Annotated in this window: 11 protein-coding genes, 3 tRNA genes and 1 pseudogene; 7 read left to right on the top strand and 8 right to left on the bottom strand. The window is 75.5% G+C overall.

Features of this window, described 5'->3' with window-relative positions; all coding sequences use genetic code 11:
• Positions 1 to 32 precede the first annotated feature (32 nt).
• Positions 33 to 1,679: a DUF885 domain-containing protein gene (locus tag ACTWPP_RS33040; protein WP_443108311.1), complete on the top strand. Its 1,647-nt coding sequence runs from the start codon at positions 33 to 35 to the stop codon at positions 1,677 to 1,679.
• Between the two features lie 120 nt (positions 1,680 to 1,799).
• On the opposite strand, the gene ACTWPP_RS33045 is transcribed toward ACTWPP_RS33040, so the two are convergent.
• The 3 genes from ACTWPP_RS33045 to ACTWPP_RS33055 form a co-directional block, all read right to left on the bottom strand.
• A complete protein-coding gene (locus ACTWPP_RS33045) occupies positions 1,800 to 2,162 on the bottom strand; it encodes a hypothetical protein (RefSeq protein ID WP_443108312.1) in 363 nt (120 codons plus the stop codon).
• A gap of 109 nt (positions 2,163 to 2,271) precedes the next feature.
• Positions 2,272 to 3,222 carry an alpha/beta hydrolase gene (locus ACTWPP_RS33050; RefSeq protein ID WP_443108313.1) on the bottom strand — a complete coding sequence of 317 codons (951 nt, stop codon included), beginning with the start codon at positions 3,220 to 3,222 and terminating at the stop codon, positions 2,272 to 2,274.
• 75 nt (positions 3,223 to 3,297) lie between these two features.
• A complete protein-coding gene (locus tag ACTWPP_RS33055; protein ID WP_443108314.1) occupies positions 3,298 to 4,428 on the bottom strand; it encodes an FAD-dependent monooxygenase in 1,131 nt (376 codons plus the stop codon).
• Positions 4,429 to 4,499: 71 nt separating this feature from the next.
• Here ACTWPP_RS33055 and ACTWPP_RS33060 point away from each other — a divergent pair, with 71 nt between their 5' ends.
• Positions 4,500 to 5,174, top strand: coding sequence for a TetR/AcrR family transcriptional regulator (locus tag ACTWPP_RS33060; RefSeq protein WP_443108315.1), 675 nt, complete (start codon positions 4,500 to 4,502; stop codon positions 5,172 to 5,174).
• Here the strand turns inward: ACTWPP_RS33060 and ACTWPP_RS33065 are convergent.
• Positions 5,162 to 6,619, bottom strand: coding sequence for a benzaldehyde dehydrogenase (locus ACTWPP_RS33065; RefSeq protein ID WP_443108316.1), 1,458 nt, complete (start codon positions 6,617 to 6,619; stop codon positions 5,162 to 5,164). The two genes, ACTWPP_RS33060 and ACTWPP_RS33065, sit on opposite strands and share 13 nt — an antisense overlap.
• A gap of 373 nt (positions 6,620 to 6,992) precedes the next feature.
• Between ACTWPP_RS33065 and ACTWPP_RS33070 the strand changes: the two genes are divergently transcribed.
• The 4 genes from ACTWPP_RS33070 (at position 6,993) to ACTWPP_RS33085 (ending at position 7,848) form a co-directional block, all read left to right on the top strand.
• Positions 6,993 to 7,065, top strand: a tRNA-Asp gene (locus ACTWPP_RS33070).
• A 33-nt stretch (positions 7,066 to 7,098) separates the two neighbouring features.
• Positions 7,099 to 7,171, top strand: a tRNA-Cys gene (locus ACTWPP_RS33075).
• Positions 7,172 to 7,211: 40 nt separating this feature from the next.
• A tRNA-Arg gene (locus tag ACTWPP_RS33080) sits at positions 7,212 to 7,284 on the top strand.
• Between the two features lie 27 nt (positions 7,285 to 7,311).
• The gene (locus ACTWPP_RS33085) at positions 7,312 to 7,848 is read left to right on the top strand and encodes an RNA ligase 1 family protein (protein ID WP_443108317.1); all 537 of its coding nucleotides are present in this window, start codon (positions 7,312 to 7,314) and stop codon (positions 7,846 to 7,848) included.
• Between the two features lie 87 nt (positions 7,849 to 7,935).
• Here the strand turns inward: ACTWPP_RS33085 and ACTWPP_RS33090 are convergent, their stop codons facing one another.
• The 3 genes and pseudogenes from ACTWPP_RS33090 to ACTWPP_RS33100 all read right to left on the bottom strand — a co-directional run.
• The gene (locus ACTWPP_RS33090) at positions 7,936 to 8,343 is read right to left on the bottom strand and encodes a RidA family protein (protein ID WP_443108318.1); all 408 of its coding nucleotides are present in this window, start codon (positions 8,341 to 8,343) and stop codon (positions 7,936 to 7,938) included.
• 77 nt (positions 8,344 to 8,420) lie between these two features.
• Positions 8,421 to 8,801: a DNA glycosylase AlkZ-like family protein gene (locus ACTWPP_RS33095; protein WP_443108319.1), complete on the bottom strand. Its 381-nt coding sequence runs from the start codon at positions 8,799 to 8,801 to the stop codon at positions 8,421 to 8,423.
• 8 nt (positions 8,802 to 8,809) lie between these two features.
• Positions 8,810 to 9,064 (bottom strand): annotated as a pseudogene (locus ACTWPP_RS33100) (DNA glycosylase AlkZ-like family protein); the annotation flags it as partial.
• A gap of 105 nt (positions 9,065 to 9,169) precedes the next feature.
• Here ACTWPP_RS33100 and ACTWPP_RS33105 point away from each other — a divergent pair.
• Positions 9,170 to 10,204: a helix-turn-helix transcriptional regulator gene (locus ACTWPP_RS33105; protein ID WP_443108320.1), complete on the top strand. Its 1,035-nt coding sequence runs from the start codon at positions 9,170 to 9,172 to the stop codon at positions 10,202 to 10,204.
• Between the two features lie 332 nt (positions 10,205 to 10,536).
• Here the strand turns inward: ACTWPP_RS33105 and ACTWPP_RS33110 are convergent, their stop codons facing one another.
• Positions 10,537 to 12,165, bottom strand: a complete 1,629-nt coding sequence (locus tag ACTWPP_RS33110; RefSeq protein ID WP_443108321.1) for a LuxR C-terminal-related transcriptional regulator — start codon at positions 12,163 to 12,165, stop codon at positions 10,537 to 10,539.
• Positions 12,166 to 12,351: the final 186 nt, after the last annotated feature.

The following is a 12,351-nucleotide window of genomic DNA, read 5'->3' on the forward strand; positions in this document are numbered from 1 at the left end:
ACTTCTGGGGTGGCCGGTCGTAGCCTGGGGCGATGACGGCTCTGGATGACTTCGCCGACCGGTATGTGGACGAGTTCGCCGCGTTGGATCCGTGTCTGGCGGCGATGATGGGGATCTCGGGGCAGGACGGGCGGCTGACCGACTACGGCCCGGACGGGGTGGCGGCGCGGGCGGATCTGGCGCGGCGGGCGCTGGTGGAGCTGGAGCGGACGCCGGTCGGGGGTGACCGCGGGCGGGTGGCGGCGGCGGTGCTGCGGGAGCGTCTGCGGGTGGACGCGGCGTTGGGCGAGGCGGGTGTGCGGGACGGTGTCCTGGACACGATCGACGGGCCGGTGCAGCGGATCAGGACGGCGGTGGAGCTGCTGGATCGGGGTGCGGAGACCGACTGGGAGGCGGTCTGCGGGCGGGTCGGGGCCGTCGCGGGCGCGCTGGGCGGGTTGCGGGTGACGCTGGTGGAGGCGTGCCGGGCGGGGCGGTCGGCGGCGCTGCGGCAGATCGTCCGCAATGCGCGTGAGTGCCGGGAGGTTCCGGCGTATCTGGCGGGTCTGGCGGCGCGGTACAGGGAGGGGCCGTTGCGGGGCGGGCTGGACGCGGCGGTGGCGTCGGCGTCGGCGGCGCTGGTGGAGTTCGCGTCGTTTCTGACGGGTGAGCTGGCGGCGCGTGCGCCGGTGCGGGACGCGCTGGGCGCCGACCGGTACCGGCTGGGGGTGCGGGATTTCCTCGGGACGGATCTGGATCTGGAGGAGACGTACGCGTGGGGGTGGGAGGAGCTGGCGCGGATCGAGTCGGAGATGGCGGACGCGGCGGAGCGGATCCTGCCGGGTGAGCCGCTGGCGGCGGTGCTGGCGGCGCTGGACGCCGACCCGGCGTACCGGGTCGCGGGGGCGGAGGCGTTCGTGGCGTGGATTCAGGAGCTGGCCGACCGCGCGATCGGGGACCTGGACGGGGTGCATTTCGATGTTCCGGGGCCGTTGCGGCGGATCGAGTGCCGGGTGCCGCCGGTGGAGTCTGGTGTCTACTATCTGGCGCCGGCGGAGGACCTGTCGCGTCCGGGGACGGTGTGGTGGACGGTGCGTGACCGGTCCGCCGACGTCGTGACGTGGACTGTTCCGGCGACGATGTTCCATGAGGGTGCGCCGGGTCATCATCTGCAGCTGGGCGTCACGACGCTGAACCCGGGTTTGAACCGGTTCCAGCGGGTGGCGGGGGAGTTGCATCCGGGGCACTGCGAGGGGTGGGGGCTGTACGCGGAGCGGCTGATGGACGAGCTGGGGCATTACCGGGATCCGGCGTATCGGCTGGGGATGCTGGCGGGCGGGCAGCAGTTCCGGGCCGCGCGGGTGATCCTGGACATCGGGATGCATCTGGAGTTGGAGATTCCGCGGGGGGCCGGTTTCCATGAGGGGGAGCGGTGGACGCCGGAGCTGGGGTTGGAGTTCCTGCGGGCCCACATGGGTCCCGAGGCCGGTGCGCCGGCGGCGTTCGAGATCGACCGGTATCTGGGGCGGCCGGGGCAGGCGATCGCCTACAAGGTGGGCGAGCGGATCTGGCTGGAGGCGCGGGAGGCGGCGCGGCGCCGCGAGGGTGCGGCGTTCGATTTGAAGGAGTTCCACCGCAGGGCTCTTGATCTGGGTCCGATGGGCTTGGATCTGCTGCGGGCCGAGCTGGCGCGGCCCTGACCGGCCGGGCCCGGGTGCGGACGGCAGTCCGGGCGCCTGGGCGAGCTTCACCACCGCGCTGCGGCCGTGCACGGTCAGCCGCGGGTCCGGGTCCGGGGGTGTGTGGGAGGGATGCGGGGGTCAGGGTGGGCTGACGGGCGCGGTGTAGGTGTCCATGCCGGTCTCGCGCAGCCACCGGCCGCCGTTGCGGCTTTGCGCGGCCGCCGCCTCGTCCACGCCCGTGTCTCCGCTCGTGTCCCCGCTCGTGTCCCCGCCTGGCTCGCCCATGTCCGCCGTGGTGTCCGCGGGCGGGGCGTCCGGCTCCGGTGGCGTGTCGGCGGCGCTGCCGACGTGGCAGGCCTTCTCATCGCCGGGTTCGATGATCTGCTTGTCGTAGTCGGGGGGCCAGCGCAGCAGTATCCGGCGGCCGCAGGTGGGGCAGGCCCATTCCTCGTGCCCGGATTGTTCGGCCCGGACCATCCGCATCTCGTGCGTCCTGTACACGATGGGGCCTCCTCGACCGTGGGCGGGTTCCGGTTACCGGGTTCTGCCTAGGGTGATTGCCCACGTCAAGCCGGTTAAACGGTTCAGGCAAGCGTCTTTAAGGTCTGCGTCACGATATTTGTGTGCCGTCCGGAACCACGGTTGGTCGGCGGAGGGCGCGGCCGACGGCGGCGCCGATCTCGGCGACGGCCTCGGCGGGCCGGCGGGCGAACGCGCCCCAGCCGAGGAACCCGTGGTCCAGGCCCGTCCCGGCGATGAGGGTCACCGGGACGCCGGCGCCGGTCAGCCGCGCGGCGTGCCGTTCGGCCTGGGGGCGCAGCCGGTCGTGCTCGGCGGTCGCGATGATCGCGGGGGGCAGGCCGCGCGGGTCGGGTTCCAGCAGCGGCGACACGTCCGGGCGGGCCGGGTCGGTGCCGCGCAGGTAGGCGCGCAGGGCGCGGCCGACGCCGGAGGGCGGGAAGACCAGCCCGTCGGGGTCGGGCGGCTGCGGGGGGTCGCGGCGCAGGTCCAGCGCGGGGTACAGGAGGACCTGCAGGACGGGCCGCGCGGGGCCGGGGGCGCGCAGCCGCCCGGCCGCGGCGGCGGCGATCTGGCCGCCGGCGCTGTCGCCGGCCACGCCGACCCGCGCGGGGTCCAGGCCGAGGCCCGCGGCGTTGGCGGCGACCCAGCCGACGGCGGCGACCGCGTCGTCCGGCGCGGCCGGGAACGGGTCCTCGGGCGGGCGCCGGTGATCGACCGACACCCACGCGACGCCGCTGGCGGCCGCCAGCGCCCGCACGACCGGGTCGTAGGAGTCGACGTCGCCCAGCACCCACCCGCCGCCGTGGAAGAACACCAGCGCCGGTGCCGGGCCGGTGGACGCGGGGCGGTAGAGCCGCGCGGGCAGCGGTCCCGCCGGGCCGTCCAGGGCCAGGTCCTTCACCGTCTCCACCGGGGGGCGCGGGGACCGGGCCAGGTCGGCGGCGTGCTCGCGGCGTGCGTCCTCGACGCTGCGGCCCGGCGCGGGGGGCTCGGCCAGGCGGCGGCGCATGAACGCCAGGTACTCCGGATCGCGGCCCATCGGTCCCTCCCGCGGCAGAGCCTACGGCCCCGTCCGGCCCGCGGACGAGCCTGTCCGGGGCCGGGCCGGTGGGGTTCAGGCGGCGGGCGGGTGCCAGCGGTAGAGCATGTCGGCCTGCCGCAGGATCGCGGTGGGGCCGAGGCGCCCGGCCAGCCGCATCAGGCCGTCGCGGGCCGCGACCGGCGCGGCGCCCGACAGGGCGGTCAGGCGCGCGATGCGGTGGGAGCGGCGCATCACCGCGGTGGTGCGGGGCAGCCGCGCGGCGCTGTAGGCGGGCAGGCCGCCGCCGCCGGTGACCTCGTGCGCCAGGACGACCGCGTCCTCGATGGCCTGGCAGGCGCCCTGCCCGAGGTTGGGCGTCATGGGGTGCGCGGCGTCGCCCAGCAGCGCGACGCCGCCGCGGTGGAAGGCGGTCAGCGGCGCGGGCAGGTCGTAGATGTCGTTGCGGAGCAGCGCGCCGGGGGAGACGGCGTCCAGGAGCGCGGGGATCGGGTCGTGCCAGCCGGTGAACAGGCGCCGCAGTTCGGTGCGTTCGTCGGCGGCGCGGGCTCCCTGGGCGGCGCGGGCGGTGGCGTAGAAGTAGGTGCGGCCGCCGGCCAGCGGCATCGTCCCGAAGACCCGCCCGCGGCCCCATGTCTCGGCGGGGGTGACGCCGGGCACCGGTGCGCCGGTGATGCCGCGCCAGGCGGTCAGGCCGGTGTGGCGGACGGGCCGGTGGCCGGGGAACAGGGTGTCGCGGACGCCGGAGCGGACGCCGTCGGCGGCGACGACCAGGTCGGCGTGGTGTTCGGCGCCGCCGGCGGTGACGGTGCCGGCGGGCGACACCGAGGTGACGGCCGAGCCGAGGTGCAGGGCGCCGCCGGGCAGGCGCGCGGCGAGGACGTCGACGAGGGCCGAGCGCAGGAGGACGACGGTGGGGTCGCCGTAGCGGGCGGCGGCGGCCTCGGCGGAGGTGCGGCTGAGCCAGGTGCCGTCGGCGCGGCGGACGCCGCCGTCGCCCTGCATGGCGGCCAGGTCCCGGACGGCGTCGCCGGCGCCGATGGTGTCCAGGGCGCGCAGGGCGTTGGGCCCGATCGCCAGGCCCGACCCGGTGGGTTCCAGGGAGGGGGCGCGTTCGTGCAGGTCCACGTCCCAGCCCCGGCCGTGGAGGGCCGCGGCGGCGGTCAGGCCGCCGATCCCTCCGCCGATCACGATCGCGTGCGGCATCGCTCACTCCTCGGTGACTACATCCGTAGTGGCGATACTACGCCCGTAGTGTGAGCAGGTAGGATCCGGGGGTGACCTCACCGCGCGCCAGGCTGGTCGCCGACACCGCCATCGCCCTGCTCGCCGAACGCGGCATGCGGGGCCTGACCCACCGCGCCGTCGACGCGGCCGCCGGGCTGCCGCCCGGGTCGGCGTCCAACCTGGCCCGCACCCGCGCGGCGCTGCTGGAGCTGACCCTGACCCGCCTCACCGAACTGGAACGCGGCCAGTTCGCGGACCTGGACGGGACGGACGGCGCGTCCCCCGGCGCGTCCCGGGACGCGCTCGCCGACGGGCTGGCCCGCGTCCTGCACGCCCAGCTGACCGGCGACCGGCGCCGCGCCACCCTCGCCCGCTACGAGCTGGCGCTGGAGGCCACCCGGCGCCCGGAGCTGCGCGTCATCTACGACGAGGCCGGACGCGGGTTCCGCCGCGCCGCGTGCGCGCTGATGGCCGCGGCCGGGTCGCCCGACCCCGCCGCGCACGGCCCGCGGCTCGTCGCGTTCGCCGAGGGGCTGATGTTCGACGCGATCGCCGGCGCCGGCCCCGAACCCGGGCCGGGCGAGCTGCGCGCCGCCGTCGCCGGATACCTCGCCGGTGTCCAGCCCCGCGCCCGGCCGGACACCGCCCCCGCCCGCCGAGCCCCCCGGAAGGGGCCTCAGAAGGGGCCTCGGAGGGGGCCTCGGAGGGGGCCTCAGAAGGGGTAGGTGGCGATCTCGCCGCGGACCGTGACCCACTGCGTCTCGGTGAACGCCTCGATGTTGGCGTCCGGGCCGCCGAACCGCGACCCGTTGCCCGACGCCGCGACCCCGCCGAACGGCACGACCGGCTCGTCGTTGACCGTCTGGTCGTTGATGTGCACCAGCCCCGTCGGGATCGCGTCGGCGATCTTCATCGCCTCCCCGACGTCGCCGAGGACGCCCAGCGACAGCCCGTACTCGGTCGCCGACGCCAGCTCGACCGCCTCCTCGGCCGTGGAGAACGGCACCACCGGCGCGACCGGCCCGAACACCTCCTGCGCGTAGGCGGGCATGTCCGGCGTCACCTCGTCCAGGACCGTCGGGCGGTAGAACAGGCCCTCGGCGGTGCCGCCCGCCGCCAGCCGCGCGCCCGCCGCGACCGTGTCCTTCACCAGGTCGTCGATGCGCGACAGCTGCCCCTCGTCGATGACCGGGCCGAGCGCGACCTGCCCGCCCGCCGGGTCCCCGACCGGGAGCTTGTCGGCCTTGTCGGCCAGCGCCGCCACGTACTCGGCGTGCAGGCTCTCGTGCACCAGATGACGGCCGGCCGTCATGCAGATCTGCCCCTGGTGCAGGAACGCGCCCCACGCGCCCGCCGACACCGCGTCGGGCACGTGCGCGCCCGGCAGGACGATCAGCGCGTTGTTGCCGCCGAGCTCCAGGTGCGCGCGCTTGAGCAGCCGCCCGCACACCTCCCCGATCGCGCGTCCGGCGGCGGTGGAGCCGGTGAACGACACCACCCGCACCTCCGGCGCCGCCACCACCGCCTCCCCGGCCTCGCGGCCGCCCGGCAGCAGATGCAGCAGCCCCTCCGGCAGGCCCGCCTCCTGGAGGATCCGCGCGATCGCCACGCCGCCGCACACCGCGGTGCGCGGGTCCGGCTTGAGCAGCACCGCGTTGCCGAGCGCCAGCGCCGGCGCCACCGACCGCATCGCCAGGATCAGCGGGAAGTTGAACGGCGCGATCACGGTGACGACCCCGGCGGGACGGCGCCGCGCCAGGCTCCACCGCGGCTGCGCCGACGGCAGCACCAGCCCCTGCGGATGCGAGGCCAGCGCCGCCGCCTCGTAGCACAGGCTCGCCGCGAAATGCGTCTCCAGCTGCGCCTTCGGCGGGATCGACCCGGCCTCCCGCACGATCCAGTCCTGGACGCCGGCGGCGTGCTCCTCGAACAGGCGGCCCGCCCGCCGCAGCACCGCCGCACGCTCCTCGTAGGTGCGGGCCGCCCAGTCGCGCTGCGCCGCCGCGGCCGACCGCGCCGCCCGCGCCGCGTCCGCGGCGCCGGCCCGCCCCAGCGTGCCGAGCGTGCCGCCGGTCGCGGGCTCGGTGACGTCGTAGACGCCGCCGTCCGCGGCGACCCAGCCGCCGTCGAAGATCTTCCCGGTCCACACGCCGGGATCGAGCAACGTCATCGTTCCTCCTCGTTCGGGTGCGCGCGCCGGGGCCCCGCCAGGCGCGGGTCCCCACCCGTCCACCCTCCCCGCACACGCCGCCCCCGGGAACATCACCTTTCCGTTCACCGGAACCATCGCCCGCTGGAAAACCCGTTGCGGCCGCCGGCGCCGCCCGGCAGTCTGATTCGTGCGGACGCCGGAACGCCCGGCCCGGGAACGAGAAAGGGGGGCGGTCATGACCTGTCGCCGCGACGACCGCACCCGGTCTCGGACCCCCGGGCGGGCGGCCCCCTGACACCCGGTGTCCCACCGGCGCGCGGCGGCCGCCTCCCCACCCGGGAGAGCGGCCCCTCGTCTTTCACGACCACATCTTTCACGCCTCGTCTTTCACGACCTCGTAGCTCAGCGGCCAGAGCACCGGCCCGTCACGCCGGAAGCCGTGGGTTCGAATCCCATCGGGGTCGCACGGCCCGCACCACACCGCGCCGCGGGCCCGTGACGTCGTAGCCGAGTGGCTCAGGCGGCGGTCTGCAAAACCGTCTCACGTGGGTTCGAATCCCACCGGCGTCTCCGGCTCCGCCCCCGCGTCACCCTGGGGGCGGGGCCCCGACTCCCCGTAGCTCAGCGGACAGAGCACCGGCCTCCGAAGCCGGGAGCCGCAGGTTCGACTCCTGCCGGGGAGGCGCCCCACCCCCGGTCAAGGAGGCCGCATGCGCAAGATCCCCACCGTGTTCGTCCGCGACTGGGACGGCGACCCCTCCCGCGTCACCCGCGAACCCGACCCGGCCTGCGCGTGGGTGCTGGCCGGGGAGGGACGCGCCACCCGCAAGTACGACGGGACCTGCGTCCGCTTCGACGGCGAGCGGTGGCTGGCGCGCCGCGAGGTCAGGGCCGGGCGCGCCGCCCCGCCCGGATTCACCGCCCTGTCCGCCGACCCCGCCACCGGCAAGACGATCGGGTGGGAGCCCGCCGAGCAGTCCTCGTTCTGGAAGCACCTGCGCCCCGCCATCGGCGGCCGCGACTGGGACGCCGGCACCTACGAGCTGGTCGGCCCGAAAATCAACGGGAACCCGGAGGGCCTGGACGCGCACACCCTCGTCCCGCACGGCGCCGACGACCTCGGCGAGGTCCCCCTCGACTACGACGGGCTGGCCGCCTGGCTGCGTTCGCGCCCCTACGAGGGCATCGTCTGGCACGCCCCCGACGGCCGCATGGCCAAGCTCAAGCGCCGCGACTTCCCGCCCTGACCCGCCACCCCGACCCGCCACCCTGTCCGGCCGCCGGACCGTCCGGCCGGCCTCGCCGGCCGGACACGGCGCGGTCCCGGGGGCGGGCTACCGCGGTATGACGGCCACCGCCTCGACCTCCACCAGCTGGTCGTCATACCCCAGCACCGTCACCCCCAGCAGCGTGCTCGGCGGATCGTGCGCGCCCATGTGCTCCCGGTACACCTCCCACGCCTCCACCAGGTCGGCCCGCCGCGGCGACGCCACGTACACCGTCGTCTTCACCACGTCCGCCGTGGACGCCCCCGCGCCCTCCAGCGCCGCCCGCAGGTTCCGCATCACCTGCCGCGCCTGCCCGGCGTAGTCGCCCACCGCGACCGTCGCGCCCGCCTCGTCCAGCGGGCACGCGCCCGCCGCCCACACTGCCCGCACCGGCGTGTCCGCGACCGCCGCGTACGCGTAGTCGGCGCCGGCCAGGCCCACGTCCCGAACCAGCCGCACACCCCTCACGCCCATCGGTCCCCCTCTCGCTCACGGCCCGCCCCGTGCAACGCCCCGCCCACCAAGATCGTTCCGCCGGGGCGGGGCGCCGGTCAGGCGTGGCCGCCGACCGTCACCGGCCCGACCGTGAGGCTCGCCCGGGACGCCTCCAGCACGTGCGCGACCCGCTCCACCTGCTCGTCCAGCTCCGCCCGCCGCGCCCGGGTCAGCGTGACCAGGGGCTCCACCGTGACGTCGACGCGGCGGCCCGACCGGCGCTGATGCCACAGGCCGCCGGCGACGCCGTCCACCAGCAGCACCTGGAAGTTGCCGCGCAGCCGCTCACCGGCACGCCCCGGATACAGCAGCTCCGGCGGCTGGTTGCCGACCCGGTAGGCGTAGCCGTCGAAATACGGCAGCAGCCGCACCCCGCGCGGCGGATCCGGCGGCGCCGCGGTGTCGCCGGCGGCAGCGCCGCCAGCGCCCCCGTCCACATCGGCAGGTCCCGCGCCGCCAGCACGTGCACGGTGCCGCGCGGCCCGTGCGCCTTGACCAGCGTCCGGTCCTCCCACAGCGCCCGCCGCACGTCCGCGCGGGTCGCGCCGTCCACCCGCAGCCCGATCCCCAGCTCCGCCGCCGCCATCACCTGCGCGTGGACGCCCGCCACGGCCGCCGCCACCTCCGCGCAGCCGCCGCCGGACGGGACCGCCAGCGCGTGCCGCTCCAGCCGCCGCGCGCACACCTGCCCGAACGACATCTCCACCGTCACCGCGCGCCTCCCCGCTCAAGCCCTCCGGACGCGACCCACACTAGAAGCCGTTCAGGCCGGATTCCGTCCTGAATGTGCGGCATGCTGGGCGGCATGGCCGACCCCGCGATCCGGTTGCTGAACCTGCTGTCGCTGCTGCAGACGCCCCGCGAATGGCCCGGGACCGAACTCGCCGGACGCCTCGGCGTCAGCGGGCGCACCGTCCGCCGCGACATCGACCGGCTCCGCGAACTCGGCTACCCCGTCGAGGCCGCCCGCGGGCAGGGCGGCGGCTACCGCCTGGTCGCCGGGACCGCGATGCCGCCGCTGCTGCTCGACGACGAGGAGTCCGTCGCGATCGCCGTCGGGCTGCGCACCGCCGCCGCCCACCCCGTCGACGGCATCGGCGAGGCCTCCGCCCGCGCCCTGGCCAAACTCGAGCACATCCTGCCGTCCCGGCTCCGGCACCGCGTCGCCTCCCTCGGCGCCGCCACCGAGCCGCTCACCACCGCCGCCGAACCCGGCGTCGACCCCGCCGTCCTGGCCGCCCTCGCCACGGCCGCCGCCGCCCGCGAACGCGTCCGCTTCACCCACACCGGCGGCACCGGAACCGAGACCCGCCGCCACACCGAACCGCACCGCATCATCGCCGCCGGACGCCGCTGGTACCTCATCGCCTACGACCTCGACCGCGGCGACTGGCGCACCTTCCGCGCCGACCGCGTCACCGCGCCCCACCCCACCGGGCAGCGCGCCGAACCACGCGACGTCCCCGGCGGCGACGCCGCCGCCTACTTCAAGGACACCATGTACTCCCGGGCGCCCACCCACCGCGCCGAGGTCACCCTCCACCTGCCCGCCGACCGCGCCGCCGCCCGCCTCGGCGCCGCCCCCGCCGACGTCCGCCCCCTCGACGGCGGCCGCTGCCTGCTCACCACCGGCGCCGACACCCTCGGCTGGCTCGCCGCCCGCCTGCTCATGCTCGGCTGCGACTTCCACGTCCACACCCCGCCCGAACTCATCACCCACCTGCGCGCCCTCGCCGCCCGCGCCACCGCCGCCGCCACCCGGCCCGGCGGCGCCCCTCCCGGCGGGCCGGGAGGCGATGGAGCGGCCCGCGAGGACGCTGAGTGCAGGAATCAGCGGTAGGGCGTCCCGGTGGCAATCCCGGAAAATCCAACGAACCTACGTCTAACCTGCGCTGAGGAACCCGGCGAAGGGCTGATCACTCACTGCTCGACGACCGGGGACACCGGCCCCTGCGGACCGTGGCCACCGACCGGCCCGGCGCCGGGCTGTGGAACCTCCCACGCACCAGCAGGAGGAAAGGTGTCCTATCCGGGCGTGCTCGTCACGTCTTTCCACGGCAACGGCCCAGGTCAGCGGCTACTCCGTAGTTTTCGTCGAGGACTGCTGGGACAGCGTCAACGCCCCCTCGACGCCCTGCCAACTAGCCGGGACTGCTCAGAACGAAGGGCGGCTCAGACCAGGTGATGCGCGTAGGCGAACGCCGCGGCCGCGGTTCGGGAGCCGACATCGAGCTTGGCGAAGATGTTGGACAGGTGCCGGGCCACGGTTTTCTCCGAGAGCACCAGGGTCTCGGCGATCTCCGGGTTGCTCCTGCCCGCCGCCACCAGCCGGAGGACCTCGACCTCCCGGGGGCTCAGCCCGCCGGGAGCCTTCTCCTCGCCCAACAGCGCCGCGACCTCCTGCTCCGCCGGCTTCGCCCCCATCTCCGCGAACGCCCTCCGGGCCGCGCTCAGGTCGGCCGCGGCCGACTCCTCGTCACCCAGCAGCCGGAGCGCGCGCCCGACGAGCACCCGGGAGCGGGCCACCTCGTACACCGCGGAGAGCTGCGCCCAGGTCTCGGCCGCCTGCCGCGCGCAGACGAGCCCGCGGTCCGCCTCGCCCCGGGCCAGGGCGACGGTCGCGGCGGCGTACTGCCCCGATGCCTGCAGCGCCGAGCACCCGAACGAGCTCCCGATCTGCCCCAGCTGCTCGGCAAGGGGTGCTGCCGTGTCCACCTCGCCGGTGGCCACCAGCACCTCGACCGCCGCCGGGAGCATCTGCGACCGGTGGACGGGATCGTGCACCTCGGCCACCACCCGGTGGATCGCGGCCGACGCCGCATCCCGCCGGCCGTGCTCCAGCCACAGCAGTGCCCGGCCGGGCTGGGCCGAGTGGCCGAACTCGGCGGCCTCCGCGAAGGCGGCCTCCGCGGCGTTGTGGTCGCCGCGAAGCCGGAGGGTCTCACCCCGCTCGTAGTGGGCCTGACCGACCGCCAGGTCCCCGCCGGCAGCGGCGTACCGCCCGACCGCGCGCTCGAGTTCCCTGACGGCGTCGCGGTAGGCGCCGTGCAGTCGCATCAGCTGGCCGCGGTGGACCGCACACTGACCGGTGAACGCGACCAGGCCGGGCTGGCCGTCGCACCAGGTGGTCAGCGCGTGAGTCCACTCGCCCATCCGGCCGAAGTCGGAGATCTGCTGGCAGGCCTCGACCGACGAGCAGTAGATCACCCCGGAGAAGATGGGTGAGACCTCCCCGGCCAGGACCGAGACCATCGCCTCGTCGAGGAGGCTCAGCCCGTCGGCGACCTGGCCCGCGAAGATCTTCATCCGACCCTCCATGTGGAGGCCCATGGCTGTCAGGTCGGGGTCGTCGAACCGTCGGCCGCACTCGGTGACCTTCGGCACGGCAACGAAGGCCTCGGCGAACTCTCCCTTGATGATGTGCCCCATGGTGGCCCGCTCGAGCAGATAGCCACGCTCCACCACATCCCCGCCATGGTCGCCGAGCAGCCGCTCGGCCCGGGCCAGCCAGCCACTGCCGATGGCGACCTCGCCGCCCTGCCACAGGACCACGGTCAGCCAGTACGCCGCGCGCACCGCGCCGAGGGTATCGTCCCTGTCACGGTAGGCCTGGAACGCCCGTTGCAGCGCCTGGACACAGTCGTTGCGGTGGCCCAGGAGGTGCGCGGTGACCGCCAGCGCCATGAAGTCGTCGGCCTGAAGCTCGGTCTCGTCCAGGTCGGAGAGAGCGCGGTACGCCGCCACCCACTCCTGGCGCTCGTACTCCTCGCGAGCTCGGCGTAGATCGTCGACCATGCTCATCTCGCAACACCTCGATTCGAGGCTAGTCGACGCTCATGATCCGCAGCATTCCTCGCCTGGATGATCAGGCACGGGTGTCTGGAGCCACCGAAGAAGAGCAACCCATCGACCCAGTGGAGGCCCGCGGGCTCGTAGATCTCCCCGGTCGTGTCCCCTGCGAGCGGGAGGGCTGCCGCGGTGAAGAGC

The sequence above is a fragment of the Actinomadura sp. 3N407 genome, from assembly GCF_052245875.1.
In the GTDB taxonomy this organism is placed as follows: domain Bacteria; phylum Actinomycetota; class Actinomycetes; order Streptosporangiales; family Streptosporangiaceae; genus Spirillospora.